We start from the raw sequence: 14,954 nt of genomic DNA on the forward strand, positions 1-14,954 counted from the left end.
CCCCACAACGACTAGTCGATGAACAGTGGCAGCCTATGCGCTCAAGCGGGCGTGCTGCTCAATCTCGCCGACCACCAACGAACGCACCCGACGATCATGCGGCATATTTTCATGCAACACCACAACATGCGGGAAGAAATCCTGCACATAGGAGTTCTCCGCACCCTCAAGGAAACACGACGAAGAAGGCACCACCGTTGTATCCGTCTTCGTGGCCAGACAGGTGTACATCACCCCGGGCAACAGGTCACCGTCGGCGTTCAACTGCTCCAAAACTTCGGAACCAGCGATTTGTTGCATCCCAGCGGGGCCAAAGTAGTTGTCGATCATCGACTTCATCAGTTCCGCGCGGCGATCATTGGTCACCCGCGAGGACAGCATCCCACCCAGCGAGGTGCCGTGATTGGGCGTCGACAAACAAATGATGTGGCGAGTGGGAATGCCAAAAAATCTAGCGCACCAGCGGGCAATCAACCCACCCTGCGAATGTCCAACCATAATCACCTTTTCCGCACCGGTCGCATCCAGCACCTGGCGAATATAGGCAGCTACTTGCTCTGCAGAATCCGGCACACTGGACGTCGCGCGCTGCCCGTAAGCCGGCGCAAACACTACCCACCCAAGCTTGCGCAGTTGGGTACTTAGCTCCAGCCAGTCCCCGTTGGACACGCTCGTGCCATGCAGCAGGACAACCGGCCACGGGCGCTGCGGTGTGGGGCGTGCGCGCCAGTCGTCTTCAAACCAGCCACGCGTTGGTAAATAAGTAGAAACTGGCACGGGTTACTTCCGTTCTTGATTGCCCTGGGGTGCGAAACGATTCTGCGGTGCAGCAGGATATTGCTGGCGGGGTTGGGCTGGGTACGGCTGCTGAATAGGTTGCTGGATGGGCTGCTGTTGCATCATCTGCTGCGGTTTGTTGCTTCCACGGCGGCCGATCAGAACAATAACGCCGATGACCAGCAGCGTCGGCACTATCCAAGGCGCAACGATGATCAACAGTTCAACAATTCCAACGCTTCCCATGTGCCCAACCTACCAGGCAGCAAACCGGAAAACGCTGGGCGTAGGCATCCCGGCCAGCAAGCGGAAGTTCCAAAGTAGCAGCAAGCCCCGCGACGTCATTACCCATATGTGTTTTCCCTCCGCTAGCCGCGCATCGGCCACGACATATTGAAATCCGACACGTCCCGCCCCTGGCCCTCAAAGTACTTCTTCAAACCGGCCTGCTGCTTGTAAAACCACACGGCCTGCTTTTCCATCAACTCATCCACTCCCATAGTGGTGAGCTCCGGGTGCTTCTTCGCCAACTTCCAAGCAATGCGGGCCGCAGCCAAGGCATCAGCAGTCGCCTCGTGCGCGTTATCCAGTGGCACAGCATGGTGCTCGCACATCGCGCCCAACGTGCGCTTGCCTTTGCGGTAAGGGTCAAAAGCCTTGTCCACAACATAGGGGTCGAACACGGGGCCGTCGACTGTGAAATCGCCGCTGAGCTGCCGTAATACACTCAAATCAAACGCCGCATTAAAAACGATCAAGGTATGGCCCTTGTCCCAACCCTCGCGTATAGCCTGGATGGTCGATGCCAAGACATCCTCGTGCGGCTGGCCGTTCTCACGCGCATACTCGGTGGTGATCCCGTGCACCTTGGTGGCTTCCTCCGGAATGTCCACGCCCGGATCCGCCAGTAACTCGACCTTGTCTACGTCTTTGCCCGCAATGGTGATCATTGCTGACGTCACGATCCGCGCGGTCGCAGGATTCGGCGAGGTTGTCTCCAGGTCAAAGGACAGCATCGAAGCAGGATCAAACGTAGCGGCGAGAGGCATGGTTACAGTATGCCAGCGCCATAACTTATGGGGGTGCCAAGTAGACTGGGGCGCTATGAGCCAGGCCCCCCACAACGACAGTCAGCTCCGCCGACAATGGGACGAACTTGCGGAAAAAGTCCGCTACCACCGCGAACAGTACTACAACGGTGAACCATCAATCCCCGACGCTGATTTCGACGCATTGTTCCGCGAACTGGAGCAGCTCGAGCGTGACCACCCCGAGCTTGCTGTTCCCGACAGCCCTACCAAGCAGGTCGGTGCACCTGTACCGGAGCAATCCACCTTTGACAACGTTGAGCACCTCGAGCGGATGCTCAGCCTTGACAATGTGTTTGACGAGGCCGAACTGGGGGAGTGGCTTGCCCGTACACCCGCGGACAAGTACCTGTGCGAGCTGAAAATCGATGGGCTCTCCCTCGACGTCATCTACCGCAATGGTGTGCTTGAACGCGCAGCCACTCGGGGTGATGGACGCGTGGGTGAAGATGTCACGGTCAACGCGAAAACCATCACTGACCTGCCGCACGAGTTGCACGACTCCGAGGACTTCCCCATTCCGGAGGTCCTTGAGGTGCGCGGTGAGGTCTTTATCAGCGTGGCTGATTTTGCCGACGTGAATGCAGCGCGTATCGAAGAAACGGCCACCGAGAAAAACCCACAGGGCCGCCCCTTTGCAAACCCGCGCAACGCAGCAGCCGGAAGCTTGCGGCAAAAAGACGTCGAGCAAGTCCGGCGACGCAAACTGCGAATGATCTGCCACGGGCTTGGCCACTGCGAGGGCTTCACCCCCACCTCGCAGCATGAGGCCTACCGGGCGCTCGAAGCATGGGGACTGCCCGTCAGCCCCTACACCGAACTTGTTGACGCCGCGGACGTGCCGGGCCGCGTGAAGTACTGGGCCGAACATCGCCATGATGCCTTGCACGAAATGGATGGCCTGGTTATCAAGGTCGATAATATTGCCGAGCAGCGGGACCTAGGGGCAACCTCCCGCGCACCGCGTTGGGCCATCGCTTACAAATATCCACCGGAGGAAGTAACCACCAAGCTCGTTGATATCCAGTGCGGTGTGGGCAGAACCGGCCGCATCACGCCCTTTGCCATCATGGAACCGGTGTATGTCGCCGGCTCCACCGTAGAGATGGCCACTTTGCACAACCAGTATGAGGTTCAGCGCAAAGGCATACTCATCGGCGACACGGTGGTTCTGCGCAAAGCGGGCGAGGTAATTCCCGAAGTACTAGGCCCCGTGGTGGAGCTGCGCGACGGTAGCGAAACCCCCTTCGTGTTTCCCACCACCTGTCCTTCTTGCGGCACTACCTTGGCGCCCCAGAAAGAAGATGACAAAGACTGGCGCTGCCCCAATAGTCGTTCCTGCCCCGCACAATTGTCGGCGCGACTGACCTACCTGGCGAGCCGCAGCGGATTCGACATCGAAGCTCTAGGGGAGAAGGGCGCGCGCGACCTGATTGAGTCCGGAGTCCTCTCGGATGAAGCGGGGCTGTTCGATCTTGATGAGCAAGCCTTGCAGCGCACCCTGGCCTATACAAAAGGCAGTGCGCGCGAAAAGGACAAGGTTCGGGCGCGCCGGGCCGAAGACCCCACATTTGTGTACGAAGGCGAGATCAACGCTAACGGCCGTAAACTGCTCAAAAACCTTGAAGATGCCAAAAATACAGACCTCTGGCGGGTGCTCGTCAGCTTGTCGATCAGGCACGTCGGTCCCACGGCTGCTCGTGCTTTGGCGGACAAGTACCACAGCCTCCCCGCGCTTATTGACGCCCCGGTGGATGATCTCGCGCAGATTGATGGGGTGGGGGAGATCATCGCGGCGTCATTCAAGCAATGGTTTGAAGTCGATTGGCATCGTGCGATCGTCGACCGTTGGGCTGCCAGTGGTGTGACCATGGAGGAAGAAGTCGGCGAGCAGCTGCCCCAGACACTGGAGGGGCTGACTGTTGTGGTGACGGGGTCCCTCGAGGGCTTTACTCGCGACGGCGCCAAGCAGGCGATTGTCGAGCGCGGTGGTAAAGCTGCCGGGTCGGTGTCGAAGAAGACGGACTTCGTGGTGGTGGGTGAAAATGCGGGTTCGAAGGAGGCTAAAGCTCGCGACCTGGGCCTGCCGATTCTGGACGAGGCCGGGTTTGTGCGCCTGCTTGACAACGGTGTGGACAACTAATTCAGCTCAACGTTGCGTTTTCATTAAGTTTTTAATAAGGTGGCGGCTAGGCAATAACCCCACCACCTTTTGGAGATCACTATGCACAACGTTCACGAAAGCCACGACCACGTCCACGGTGAAGGCTGCGGCCACGTCGCCGTTCCCCACGGCGATCACGTCGACTACGTCCACGACGGTCACCTACACCACAGCCACGACGGCCACTGGGATGAATGCGGCCACAGCACCTGCGACGCAGAGCACCCCATCCACGAAGACCACGACCACGTCCACGGTGAAGGCTGCGGCCACGTCGCCGTTCCCCACGGCGATCACGTCGACTACGTCCACGACGGCCACCTGCACCACAGCCACGACGGCCACTGGGACGAATGCGTCTGCGACTGCGCCTAAGCACAAGTAAAAAGCGCGCTACCTCAACAAACAGTGGGGTAGCGCGCTTTTTGTAGCTCGTCGAATAGCCACAAAGCTAAAGGCTAACCGATTATAGCCCCGGCAATACGCCCCAAATTGCCCAGATGCTCGACTTCGCTGGCCAAGAAGTCCGGCCCACCAGGACGGCCGAGGATCAGCAGCAGCGAATCACCCACCGGGGTAGCGGCCAACGCCGCATCAAGCAACGCCCACGGCTCCGGAATCCACTGCTCGGACTCGGGGTCCAAAATGCGCGCCCCGCTGATCTCTGGAATCACAGGATTGTTGCTATCGTCTTCCGGTGCGGCAGCAGAAGCAGCCACCCGGCGGGAGGACCCAGACACGTCCAGCAGAATGGCCCAACCGGCAGTCATCGTCTGGGGCAGTGCGCTGACAAACCGCTCCGCCGCACGTTCCTTGTTGTGCCGATTTGACGCGACGTCAGCAAGCAAAGCGATCTGGCCACGGCGGTCGACAGCGCCGGAAAATGGGCGGATCGAATCGACCTCCACGCCGTCCAGACCCTGCGCCGCGGTAATGAGGGTGTCAGGTAGGGAAGAAGCGGGGATCTCCACCACGAGATCATCCATCGCGGTGCCTTCGGGGAATGTCTGCACAACGTCGACGGAGCGAATGTTGCAGTCCACCGTGCCCAGCGCATCAGCAAGTCGGCCCAGGCTACCTGGGGTATCGGGGAGTAGAACACGGAGAAGGTAAGACATTGGAAACCAATCTGAAAATGTCGGTGGTGTGAATCAGTGTTCCCTAACTCTACCAACACAAGTGCCTATCGCGTCGATAGGCCCCCGCTAGAGCACACCCCCGGGTGGGGTGCAGTAGACTGCTAGAGATCGATCCCTTGAATCCCCGTAAAGGAATGAAGACGTGCCAGAAATTTCGCGCGACAAGGTTGAGCACCTCGCCAAGCTCGCCCGACTTGCCCTGACCGAAGAAGAACTTGAACAGTTCGCAGGACAGATCGACGGCATCATCGCTAACGTGTCCGCGGTGGGCAAAGTCGCCGCCGACGGTGTGGAACCTATGAGCCACCCTCACTCCATTCAGACCACCATGCGCGAAGACGTCGTGGTGCCCACCCTCACCGCCGAGCAGGCGTTGGAGATGGCACCGGCTGTTGAAGAGCAGCGCTTTATGGTCCCGCAGATCCTTGGCGAAGACGAATAGGAACGGCACGAACAATCATGACTGAATCTACCTACCTTGCTTCCCAGTCGCCCAGCGAACTGACCCGCATGACCGCGGCGGAGCTAGCCGACAAGATCCACAGCCGCGAAGTGTCTTCTGTCGAGGTCACCCAGGCTCACCTCGATCGCATCGACGCAGTTGATTCCGACTTGCATGCCTTCCTGCACGTAGGTGCCGAGGCTGCTTTGGAGGCCGCTTCGCGTGTTGACGCTGCGTTGGCTGCGGGTGAAGCTCCCGCATCGCCGTTGGCGGGTGTGCCGCTGGCACTCAAGGACGTTTTCACGACTACGGATGCGCCGACCACTTGTGCGTCCAAGATTTTGGAGGGCTACGTTGCGCCCTACGATGCAACCGTCACCCGGAAGATCCGGGAGGCCGGCATCCCAATCTTGGGCAAGACCAACATGGACGAGTTCGCCATGGGCTCTTCTACCGAGAACTCTGCTTACGGACCCACCCACAACCCGTGGGATGTTGAACGTACTGCCGGTGGCTCCGGCGGTGGATCTTCTGCGGCTTTGGCTGCTGGCGAAGCGCCTCTGGCAATCGGCACCGACACTGGTGGTTCCATCCGTCAGCCCGCAGCACTGACCAACACTGTTGGCGTGAAGCCCACCTATGGCACCGTTTCCCGCTATGGGCTCGTTGCGTGTGCGTCTTCGCTAGATCAGGGTGGTCCTACTGCGCGTACAGTGCTTGATACGGCACTGCTGCATGAGGTCATCGCCGGGCATGATCCCTTTGATGCGACTAGCGTGAATAAGCCGGTGGCCCCGGTTGTTGCCGCCGCTCGCAAGGGCGCGAATGGTGATCTGAAGGGTGTGCGCGTCGGCGTCGTGAAGCAGTTTGACCGCGAGGGCTACCAGCCCGGCGTGCTCGAGCAGTTCCACAAGGCAGTCGATCAGCTCACTTCCCAGGGGGCAGAAGTGGTGGAGGTCGATTGTCCTCACTTTGATGATGCTTTGGCGGCTTACTATTTGATTCTTCCCTGTGAGGTGTCCTCTAACCTCGCGCGCTTCGACGGTATGCGGTATGGCCAGCGTGTTGGCGACGATGGCACTCGTTCTGCGGAAGAAGTGATGGCTATGACTCGTGCGGCTGGCTTTGGCCCTGAGGTTAAGCGCCGCATCATCCTTGGCACCTATGCCTTGTCGGTCGGCTACTACGATGCCTACTACCTGCAGGCTCAGCGTGTGCGTACGCTGATCGCCCAGGATTTCGCCGCAGCTTACGAAAAGTGCGACGTGTTGGTTTCGCCCACCACGCCCACCACTGCGTTCAAGCTCGGTGAAAAGGTCTCTGACCCGCTGGCTATGTACAACTTTGACTTGTGCACCCTTCCGCTAAACCTTGCGGGCCTGTGTGGCATGTCCGTTCCGGCGGGTCTGGCATCCGATACGGGCCTTCCTGTTGGTCTGCAGATCATGGCTCCAGCATTTGCTGACGATCGCCTTTACAAGGTGGGTGCAGCTTTCGAAGCTGGGCAGAACTAAACACCCCCTTCCCTGGCGGGGCAGCAGGCACACATGTGGTGTGTTTTGTCCGTGCGGATAGTATTAAGCCCGCCACCGAGTATCGAGGGGCAGGGTGGCGGGCTAAACGGAACTCTGCAGCCACTTTACCGGGCGTCGGAGAGGAAGTGCGCAGCGCACGCAGTCGCACCAGTAACAGCGATGACGGAAGGCCACGCGCCGATCTTCTTCGCAAGCGGGTGGGAAGCGCCAAAGGCGCCAATGTATGCACTGGTCAGGCCGGCAGCCAACGTGAAGCCGCCCTTAGCCCACCAACTGCGTGCAGCCCAGCCACCGGCAGCGGCCAACAACGCACCGCCAAGGGGGCGGATACCGGTCTCGCGGGCGATGAGCCAACCACCCACCAACCCCACGCTGACTAGAGCTGCGGTGTTGACGTCTTCGGGGGCTTTAATGTCGATGGCGCTGGAAGTCTTTTTCGAGTTACTCATGCATTCAACTGTAGACCGATTATCGGAATACGCCAGAGTCACACCCGTTCGGTAGGAGATTAGGTGGCCGAATAAAGGGGACTTTAGACTGATATACGACCATGGAGCGGCTGCGAGGAACCCGGTGGGAATCCGGGACTGGCGCGCAACGGTATTGCCCTTAAGGGCACAAGTCCGATACTCGCCCGTTCACCATGTCTCGAGTGCGTACCTCGCGTCCAGGTGCTGCTCACGAACGAAAGGCCCAGCGTGAGGCTGTCTTTACTCTCGCTATTGCTCAGTATCCTGTTGCTTTTAAGCCTGATCGCATCCCTCACCTTTGGATCGGTGGAATATTCCCACGCCCAAGTATGGGAGGTTGTGTCGGCTCGTCTGCAAGGGATGCATGGCCCTGATAAAGCCATTGATTCGATCGTGTGGGAGTTGCGCGCGCCGCGCGGACTTCTTGCAGCCGTGGTTGGCGCTGGCCTTGCTTTAGCCGGCGTCGCTATTCAAACATTGGTGAGAAACCCACTGGCAGACCCGTATTTGTTGGGTATTTCCAGCGGTTCAGCGGTGGGCGCCACCGCGGTGATCACCTTTGGATTGTTTTCCGGGCTGGGCGTCTACGCCTTGTCCGGTGGTGCTTTGCTCGGTGCCATCGCCGCAACTGCAGCGGTGTACCTTGTGACCGTCGCACAGGGCGGTATTACCCCACTGCGATTAATCCTCACAGGCGTTGTGCTCAGCTCCGCGTTTTCCGCGGCGTCAAGCTTTCTGGTTTTTAAAGGGCCAGACCCCCGGGCGGCACAATCGGTGATGTTCTGGATGCTCGGTTCGGTTGCCGCAGCACACTGGGACACTCTGTTGTTGCCCGCCATCATCGTGGCTGTGTCGTTGGTGATCCTGGTGCTGCTGTCCGGAAAACTTGATGCTCTTGCTGCGGGACCCGATACTGCTGCTGCCCTCGGCGTCGATGTTGGAGCATTGCGCAAGTTTCTATTTTTCCTCCAGGCGCTGTTGGTGGGCACCATGGTCGCGGTGGCCGGTGGAATTGGCTTCGTCGGGTTGGTTATTCCCCACATTGGTCGTTTATTGGTGGGATCGCTGCACCGCAGGCTTCTGCCCATCGCGGCACTGTCTGGTGCGATCTTCTTGCTGTGGGTTGATGTGGTTGCGCGCATTTCCGCCCCGCCACAAGAGATCCCGCTGGGTGTGGTTACCGGTGTCATCGGCGCCCCGCTATTCCTTTTGCTGATGGGGCGTAAAAGCACACTCAGTGGCGAGGGGGCGCGTTAATGACACAGCTTCAATGTCACAGCGTGCTCGCCGGTATTGATGCCAAGCATCCTATTGTCGGCGGCGTCAGCTTCACGGCTGCTCCCCATACGATGACCGCGATCGTCGGCGTCAACGGCGTTGGAAAATCCACCTTGTTGCGTTCGCTTGCTGGGATCACGCGGCCTTTGGGCGGCACCGTGGAGCTTCAGCTCGATGGTGCTTCCGCTCCGGTTGACGTGCATGGGTTAAAGCCGAAGGCCCGCGCGAAACTCATGACTCTGGTCGGCCAAGAGGAATCACCACCCGGGGACCTCACCGTGTCAGAGGCGGTGCAGTTAGGGCGGCTACCGCACCTGAAGTCTTGGCAGATTGGTGGCAAACGCGAGCGCGTTATCGTCGGCGAGGCGCTGGAGTTGGTGGGCATGTCGCACGTCGCCGACCGGCCCACTGCCCAGCTATCCGGTGGTCAGCGAAGGCGCGTCATGTTGGCCAGAGGTTTTGCCCAGGGCACGGATCTCATCGTGCTAGACGAACCCACCAACCACTTGGACGTCCACCACCAGCTACATCTGCTGAAAGTGCTACGCGAATCCGGCCGCACCATCGTCGCGACTATTCACGATCTCGACTTGGCGATGGCTCACTTCGACCACGTCGTCGTCCTGCACAAGCAGCCGAATGATGACGTCGCGGGGGTACTTGCCGCCGGACATCCCCACGACGTCCTCATCCCCGAAACCATTCGGGAAACATTCGATGTCCGCGCGCTCGTCGCGCAGCCTGAGGGTGCATGCAGCCCCCATGTGCTGATCGATTCCCTGTAGTCAACGAACCCCAAACTAGCTGCCTTTCAAGCTAGTTGATCACAAGGAGAACACTTATGAACATGTCCACCCAACGTTCCCGCAAGATTGCAGTCAGCGCATCAGGTCTGGCGCTCTGCGGCTTGCTTGCGGCCTGCTCCGGTAACACCGCCCAAGACGCATCCAGCTCGGCTAGCGTCCAAGCTCAGGGCAAAGGCACACCGGTAACCATCGTCAACTGTGGCGAAGACGTCACCTACGACCACACCGGCAGCCTTATGGTCAACGACTCCAACATTTTGGCCGCCGTCTACGCAGCGGGTGCAGGCGACAAGGTTAAAGCAGTCACCTCAGTCAACAAAGACAAAGACGTGCTGGTCGAAAAATACGGCAAGATCGCCGACCGCGACGAGCTAAGCGACAAGGCCGCCGGACTCGAACAAATCATCGCCGAAGCCCCCGATGTTTATGTCGCTGGCTGGAACTACGGCATGACTGATGCCAACGGAGTGAACCCCGAATCCCTCGCCAGCCATGGCATTGGCGCCTACGTCCTCACCGAATCCTGCCGCCAATCCGACGGCGCAAAACGCGGCACCGTCGAACCGTGGCAGGCCGTGCGTGACGACCTCAACAACCTCGGCACCGCCTTCGGTGATGAAGAAACCGCCAAGAAAGTCATCGAAGATCAAGACTCCCGACTTGATAAGTTGAAGGCTGCGCCGCAGGCGGACACCAAGCCCGTCGCCTTCGTTTTTGATCAGGGCCGCGACGGTGTGTTTACCTCCGGTCGCTTCGGCGGTCCCGAGGCCATCATCACGGCAGCCGGCGCCACCAACGCAGCGGGCGATGTTGACGACACCTGGACCACCGTCTCCTGGGAAAAGATCGCATCCACCAGCCCCGACGTATTTGTATTCGTCGATTACCCCGGCCAAAACCTCGATGAAAAAATCGAGATGCTCAAGACCAACCCGGTCACCAAGGATCTGCCCGCGGTGAAGGAAGAACGCTTCGTGAACCTGCCCTACGTCATGTGGACCTCCGGCCCCTTGAATATTGACGCCGCGGAACTGGTGCGCAAAGCACTCGAAGACTACAACCTGGTTCCCGCAAGTGACATCCAGGCACAGTTCCAATTGCCTGCCAGCGTCGCCGGACAGAACTACTGGAACTCCAAATAAACAACTCAAGGTGTACCCTGTGTGAGTGAATTCAACCCCGCGCACTCAGGACACACCGCCCGCCGGTGCACACGGGCAGCAGCCGCAGATTCCAGAAAAACAAGCGTGGAAGGCTCTGACCGCCCTGTGCATCGGCTTCTTCATGATCCTTCTGGATCAAACCATCGTGGCGGTTGCCTCGCCGAAATTCCAATCAGAACTCGACGCAAGCCTTAACGCCGTCGTCTGGGTCACCTCCATCTACCTACTGACGTTCGCAGTACCTCTTCTTGTCACCGGGAGACTAGGGGATCGCTACGGTCAACGGAATGTCTACATCGTCGGCATGAGCCTGTTCACACTGAGCTCTCTAGCATGCGGGCTTGCCCCAAACATTTATTTCCTCATTGTCGCCCGTGCATTCCAAGGCCTCGGCGCTTCCATCCTTTCGCCCCAAACCATGAGCGTCATCAACCGGCTATTCGCCAGAAACCGACGCGGCGCAGCCATGGGAGTCTGGGGCGCAGTCGCGGGACTGGCAACCCTTGCCGGACCACTGCTTGGCGGGCTACTGGTCGGAACCGTTGGCTGGGAATCCATCTTCCTCATCAACGTGCCCATCGGAGTCGTATCGATCATCCTCGTCCTGCGCTGGGTGCCCAAGATGCCACGCACCGCACGCAGCGTTGATGCAGCAAGCGTCGCGGCGTCAATAATCGGTGTTTTCTGTCTGGTGTTCGCAGTCCAGCAAGGTCCCGAACTCGGGTGGCCGGCGTGGATTTGGGGCGTGCTCGTACTGGGAATCGCAACAATGGCAGGCTTTGTCTACCTGCAACGCCAAGCCAGCGTGCAGGGGCGCGACGCACTGGTCCCGCTGGGGTTGTTCCGTAACATCAACTTCGCACTCGGTACCTTTTCCATCGCCATGATGGGATTCACCGTTGCAGGCACCATGCTGCCCATCATGATCTACCTCCAAGACGGGGCAGGGCTTAGCGCGCAAGCAGCAGGGCTGATGCTCACCCCCATGGCGCTCATCTCCGGCATACTCGCACCATTCGTCGGCAGGCTATCCGACCGCGTACACCCCCGCGTCCTGTCAACAATCGGTTTCTCCATGATGCTCATCGCCATGATCCTCATGGCCATCACCATGAATGACCACGTCTCCTACTGGTGGGTGCTCGTCCCCATCGCGGCTCTCGGCGTAGGCAACGGCTTCGTATGGTCACCCAACTCCGCAACCTCCATGCGCGACGTCGACGTCACCAAAGTTGGAGCAGCCTCCGGTGTGTACAACACCAGCCGACAAGTAGGATCCGTCATCGGTTCCGCAGCCATCGGAGCAGCCATGCAAGTCGGCGTGACCCACACATCCGTGGCCAACGCGATGGGACACGTCATGTGGCTGCCCGCCGTTGCGATGCTGCTCGGCCTGATCGCCGTCACACAGTTCCGCAGCCACGCCAACTAAAGCCGCACCCCACCTAGCGCTTGGGTACCAGAGCACACACACGACTAAGCTTGACGCTATGCGAATTGCAACTCTCACCTCCGGTGGCGACTGCCCAGGACTCAACGCTGTCATCCGAGGCATAGTCCGCACTGCTGCCGACTTCGGCTCCACCGTCGTAGGTTACGAAGACGGCTGGGTCGGCCTCATGGAAGACCGACGCATCCAGCTTTACGACGACGAAAACATCGACCGCATCCTGCTGCGTGGCGGCACAATCCTCGGCACCGGCCGACTGCACCCCGACGAGTTCAAAGCCGGCATTGACCGCATCAAGGCAAACCTTGAAGATGCGGGAATTGACGCGCTCATCCCCATCGGCGGCGAAGGAACCCTCAAGGGTGCCAAGTGGCTGGCCGACAATGACATCCCCGTCGTAGGCGTACCCAAGACCATCGACAATGACGTCAACGGCACCGACTACACCTTCGGCTTCGACACAGCAGTATGTGTAGCGACCGACGCGATCGATCGCCTGCACACCACCGCTGAATCCCATAACCGCGTGATGATCGTCGAAGTCATGGGACGACACGTCGGATGGATCGCCCTGCACTCGGGTATGGCCGGTGGTGCTCACTACATCGTCGTTCCCGAAGAACCCTTCGACATCGCAGAGATCTGCAAGGCGATGGAACGTCGCTTCCAGATGGGTGAAAAATACGGCATCGTTGTCGTCGCTGAAGGTGCACTGCCGAAACCCGGCACCATGGACTTCAATGAAGGCGGGGTCGACCAGTTCGGCCACCAAACCTTCAACGGCATTGGGCAGGTTATCGGCGATGAAATTAAGCGCCGTACTGGCCACGATGTGCGCACCACCGTGCTCGGTCACATTCAGCGCGGCGGAACCCCAACTGCCTACGATCGCGTGCTAGCAACCCGTTATGGCGTCCACGCTGCCCGTGCCTGCCACGAAGGCAAGTTCGGAACCAGCGTCGCCCTGCACGGCGAGCACATCGATCTCATTCCTCTCGAAGAGGCTGTCGGCACCCTCAAGCGTGTTCCGATCGGGCGTATCCGCACCGCGCAGCAGCTCTTCGGCTAAAACTAGCCCCCTGGCGTTGATTAGTGCCCACCTGAGTGCCCGGATCGGCGGGCACTCAGGTAAAATCCTTAGCCATGTCTTTGCTGATGGATTACGACGACGTCGTCGAGCAGTTCGACCCGGTGATGGGCCTGGAAGTGCACGTAGAGCTCGCAACAGAAACCAAGATGTTTTCTGCTAGCTCCGCCCACTTTGGCTCCGCCCCCAACTCCAACGTAGACCCCGTGTCTTTGGGCCTGCCCGGTGCACTACCCGTAGTCAACGCCAAAGGTGTGGAATGGGCGATCAAGATTGGCTTGGCGCTCAACTGCTCCATCGCAGAATCCTCCCGCTTCGCCCGCAAGAATTACTTCTACCCGGATCAGCCGAAGAACTACCAGATCTCCCAGTACGACGAGCCCATCGCGTATGACGGCTACCTCGATGTCGTGCTGGATGATGGCACCGAATGGCGCGTCGAGATTGAACGCGCACACATGGAAGAAGACACTGGCAAGCTCACCCACCTCGGCGGTGCAGATGGCCGCATCCACGGTGCTACCAGCTCGCTTGTAGACTGCAACCGAGCAGGCATCCCCCTTATTGAGATCGTTACTAAACCCATCGAAGGGGCAGGGGAGCGTGCACCGGAGGTCGCCCGCGCCTACGTTTCGGCACTTCGTGAACTGGTCAAGGCTCTCGGTGTGTCCGATGCCCGCATGGACCAGGGCTCCATGCGTGTGGACTCCAACCTCTCCCTTAAGCCCAAGGGACAGCAGGAGTTCGGCACCCGCACAGAGACCAAAAACATCAACTCTCTTAAGTCCGTTGAGCAGGCTGTGCGCTACGAAATGATGCGCCAGGCCCAGGTCATCGTCGATGGCGGCACCATCATCCAGGAGACTCGTCACTACCAGGAAGCAGACGGCTCCACCACAGCAGGTCGATTGAAGGAAACAGCGGAAGATTACCGCTACTTCAATGACCCCGACCTGCCTCCGGTGATTGCACCGCGCGAATGGGTTGAGGAAATCCGTGCCACATTGCCCGAGTTGCCCTGGGTGCGTAAAGCACGCATCCAGAAAGAATGGGGATTGTCCGACGCAGAAATGCGGGACCTCGTTAACGCCGGTGCTCTGGAACTCATTATTGAAACCGTGGACGCCGGTACTACCCCCGGTGAGGCTCGTTCATGGTGGGTGTCTTACTTGACCCAAAAAGCCAACGCTGCAGAAGTAGAGCTCTCTGAACTGGCTATTACACCCGCTCAGGTTGCTGAAGTTGTGTCGCTTATTAACGAGGGCAAGCTGACCAACAAGCTCGCTCGACAAGCCGTTGATGGTGTCCTTGAGGGCGAAGGCACGGTTTCTGAGGTTGTGGCCGCCCGTGGTCTCGAGGTCGTCCGCGACGACGGCGCTATCGAGGAGGCAGTCGATGAGGCCCTGGCCGCCAACCCGGATATTGTCGAAAAGATTCGCGGGGGTAACGCCAAGGCCGGCGGCGCTATCGTCGGAGCCGTCATGAAGGCCACTCGCGGCAAGGCGGATCCCGCTCTAGTCAACAAGCTGATTGCAGAGAAGACCCGCTAAAAGCT

The 14,954-nt window shown here is 59.4% G+C and carries 15 protein-coding genes and 1 riboswitch; of the genes, 10 read left to right on the plus strand and 5 right to left on the minus strand.

Annotation, left to right across the window (positions count from 1 at the left end; translation table 11 throughout):
* Nucleotides 1–33 precede the first annotated feature (33 nt).
* From L1C91_RS03785 to L1C91_RS03795, 3 genes are all read right to left on the minus strand, one after another.
* Nucleotides 34–777, minus strand: coding sequence for an esterase/lipase family protein (locus L1C91_RS03785; protein WP_234858087.1), 744 nt, complete (start codon nucleotides 775–777; stop codon nucleotides 34–36).
* Nucleotides 778–780: 3 nt separating this feature from the next.
* Nucleotides 781–1,023, minus strand: a complete 243-nt coding sequence (locus tag L1C91_RS03790; protein WP_234858088.1) for a hypothetical protein — start codon at nucleotides 1,021–1,023, stop codon at nucleotides 781–783.
* Between the two features lie 122 nt (nucleotides 1,024–1,145).
* Complete coding sequence (locus tag L1C91_RS03795; protein ID WP_234858089.1) at nucleotides 1,146–1,826, minus strand: 3'-5' exonuclease; 681 nt, start codon at nucleotides 1,824–1,826, stop codon at nucleotides 1,146–1,148.
* Nucleotides 1,827–1,881: 55 nt separating this feature from the next.
* On the opposite strand from L1C91_RS03795, the gene ligA reads away from it, so the two are divergent.
* Together ligA and L1C91_RS03805 are read left to right on the plus strand one after the other, a co-directional pair.
* Nucleotides 1,882–4,008: an NAD-dependent DNA ligase LigA gene (gene ligA, locus L1C91_RS03800; protein WP_234858090.1), complete on the plus strand. Its 2,127-nt coding sequence runs from the start codon at nucleotides 1,882–1,884 to the stop codon at nucleotides 4,006–4,008.
* 81 nt (nucleotides 4,009–4,089) lie between these two features.
* On the plus strand, nucleotides 4,090–4,404 hold the full coding sequence (locus L1C91_RS03805; protein WP_234858091.1) for a hypothetical protein: 315 nt from the start codon (nucleotides 4,090–4,092) through the stop codon (nucleotides 4,402–4,404).
* 83 nt (nucleotides 4,405–4,487) lie between these two features.
* On the opposite strand, the gene L1C91_RS03810 is transcribed toward L1C91_RS03805, so the two are convergent.
* A complete protein-coding gene (locus tag L1C91_RS03810) occupies nucleotides 4,488–5,147 on the minus strand; it encodes an amino acid-binding ACT domain protein (protein WP_234858092.1) in 660 nt (219 codons plus the stop codon).
* A gap of 163 nt (nucleotides 5,148–5,310) precedes the next feature.
* Between L1C91_RS03810 and gatC the strand changes: the two genes are divergently transcribed.
* Nucleotides 5,311–5,610: an Asp-tRNA(Asn)/Glu-tRNA(Gln) amidotransferase subunit GatC gene (gene gatC, locus L1C91_RS03815; protein ID WP_234858093.1), complete on the plus strand. Its 300-nt coding sequence runs from the start codon at nucleotides 5,311–5,313 to the stop codon at nucleotides 5,608–5,610.
* Nucleotides 5,611–5,627: 17 nt separating this feature from the next.
* Nucleotides 5,628–7,124, plus strand: coding sequence for an Asp-tRNA(Asn)/Glu-tRNA(Gln) amidotransferase subunit GatA (gene gatA / locus L1C91_RS03820; protein ID WP_234858094.1), 1,497 nt, complete (start codon nucleotides 5,628–5,630; stop codon nucleotides 7,122–7,124).
* Between the two features lie 125 nt (nucleotides 7,125–7,249).
* Here the strand turns inward: gatA and L1C91_RS03825 are convergent, their stop codons facing one another.
* Entirely contained in the window at nucleotides 7,250–7,594 is a 345-nt protein-coding gene (locus L1C91_RS03825; protein WP_234858095.1) for a hypothetical protein, read from the minus strand.
* A gap of 44 nt (nucleotides 7,595–7,638) precedes the next feature.
* A riboswitch (cobalamin riboswitch) is annotated at nucleotides 7,639–7,797 on the plus strand.
* A gap of 46 nt (nucleotides 7,798–7,843) precedes the next feature.
* Between L1C91_RS03825 and L1C91_RS03830 the strand changes: the two genes are divergently transcribed.
* From L1C91_RS03830 to gatB, 6 genes are all read left to right on the plus strand, one after another.
* Nucleotides 7,844–8,872: a FecCD family ABC transporter permease gene (locus L1C91_RS03830; protein ID WP_234858096.1), complete on the plus strand. Its 1,029-nt coding sequence runs from the start codon at nucleotides 7,844–7,846 to the stop codon at nucleotides 8,870–8,872.
* A complete protein-coding gene (locus tag L1C91_RS03835; RefSeq protein WP_268836302.1) occupies nucleotides 8,872–9,678 on the plus strand; it encodes an ABC transporter ATP-binding protein in 807 nt (268 codons plus the stop codon). Before L1C91_RS03830 ends, L1C91_RS03835 begins: the two co-directional genes overlap by 1 nt.
* Nucleotides 9,679–9,740: 62 nt before the next feature.
* The gene (locus L1C91_RS03840; protein ID WP_234858097.1) at nucleotides 9,741–10,841 is read left to right on the plus strand and encodes an ABC transporter substrate-binding protein; all 1,101 of its coding nucleotides are present in this window, start codon (nucleotides 9,741–9,743) and stop codon (nucleotides 10,839–10,841) included.
* 25 nt (nucleotides 10,842–10,866) lie between these two features.
* Nucleotides 10,867–12,294, plus strand: coding sequence for a DHA2 family efflux MFS transporter permease subunit (locus L1C91_RS03845; RefSeq protein ID WP_234858098.1), 1,428 nt, complete (start codon nucleotides 10,867–10,869; stop codon nucleotides 12,292–12,294).
* Between the two features lie 58 nt (nucleotides 12,295–12,352).
* Nucleotides 12,353–13,381, plus strand: a complete 1,029-nt coding sequence (locus tag L1C91_RS03850) for a 6-phosphofructokinase (RefSeq protein ID WP_234858099.1) — start codon at nucleotides 12,353–12,355, stop codon at nucleotides 13,379–13,381.
* Between the two features lie 74 nt (nucleotides 13,382–13,455).
* The gene (gene gatB, locus L1C91_RS03855; protein ID WP_234858100.1) at nucleotides 13,456–14,949 is read left to right on the plus strand and encodes an Asp-tRNA(Asn)/Glu-tRNA(Gln) amidotransferase subunit GatB; all 1,494 of its coding nucleotides are present in this window, start codon (nucleotides 13,456–13,458) and stop codon (nucleotides 14,947–14,949) included.
* Nucleotides 14,950–14,954: the final 5 nt, after the last annotated feature.

The organism is Corynebacterium argentoratense (genome assembly GCF_021491455.1).
Taxonomy (GTDB): Bacteria; Actinomycetota; Actinomycetes; order Mycobacteriales; family Mycobacteriaceae; genus Corynebacterium; species Corynebacterium argentoratense_A.

Excerpts from the sequence above, each read along its gene's own strand:
- L1C91_RS03810 (WP_234858092.1), bottom strand. The coding sequence starts at position 5,147 with ATGTCTTACCTTCTCCGTGTTCTACTCCCCGATACCCCAGGTAGCCTG.
- L1C91_RS03795 (WP_234858089.1), bottom strand. The coding sequence starts at position 1,826 with ATGCCTCTCGCCGCTACGTTTGATCCTGCTTCGATGCTGTCCTTTGAC.
- L1C91_RS03825 (WP_234858095.1), bottom strand. The coding sequence starts at position 7,594 with ATGAGTAACTCGAAAAAGACTTCCAGCGCCATCGACATTAAAGCCCCC.
- gatA (WP_234858094.1), top strand. The coding sequence starts at position 5,628 with ATGACTGAATCTACCTACCTTGCTTCCCAGTCGCCCAGCGAACTGACC.
- ligA (WP_234858090.1), top strand. The coding sequence starts at position 1,882 with ATGAGCCAGGCCCCCCACAACGACAGTCAGCTCCGCCGACAATGGGAC.
- L1C91_RS03840 (WP_234858097.1), top strand. The coding sequence starts at position 9,741 with ATGTCCACCCAACGTTCCCGCAAGATTGCAGTCAGCGCATCAGGTCTG.
- gatB (WP_234858100.1), top strand. The coding sequence starts at position 13,456 with ATGTCTTTGCTGATGGATTACGACGACGTCGTCGAGCAGTTCGACCCG.
- L1C91_RS03790 (WP_234858088.1), bottom strand. The coding sequence starts at position 1,023 with ATGGGAAGCGTTGGAATTGTTGAACTGTTGATCATCGTTGCGCCTTGG.
- L1C91_RS03850 (WP_234858099.1), top strand. The coding sequence starts at position 12,353 with ATGCGAATTGCAACTCTCACCTCCGGTGGCGACTGCCCAGGACTCAAC.
- L1C91_RS03805 (WP_234858091.1), top strand. The coding sequence starts at position 4,090 with ATGCACAACGTTCACGAAAGCCACGACCACGTCCACGGTGAAGGCTGC.
- L1C91_RS03835 (WP_268836302.1), top strand. The coding sequence starts at position 8,872 with ATGACACAGCTTCAATGTCACAGCGTGCTCGCCGGTATTGATGCCAAG.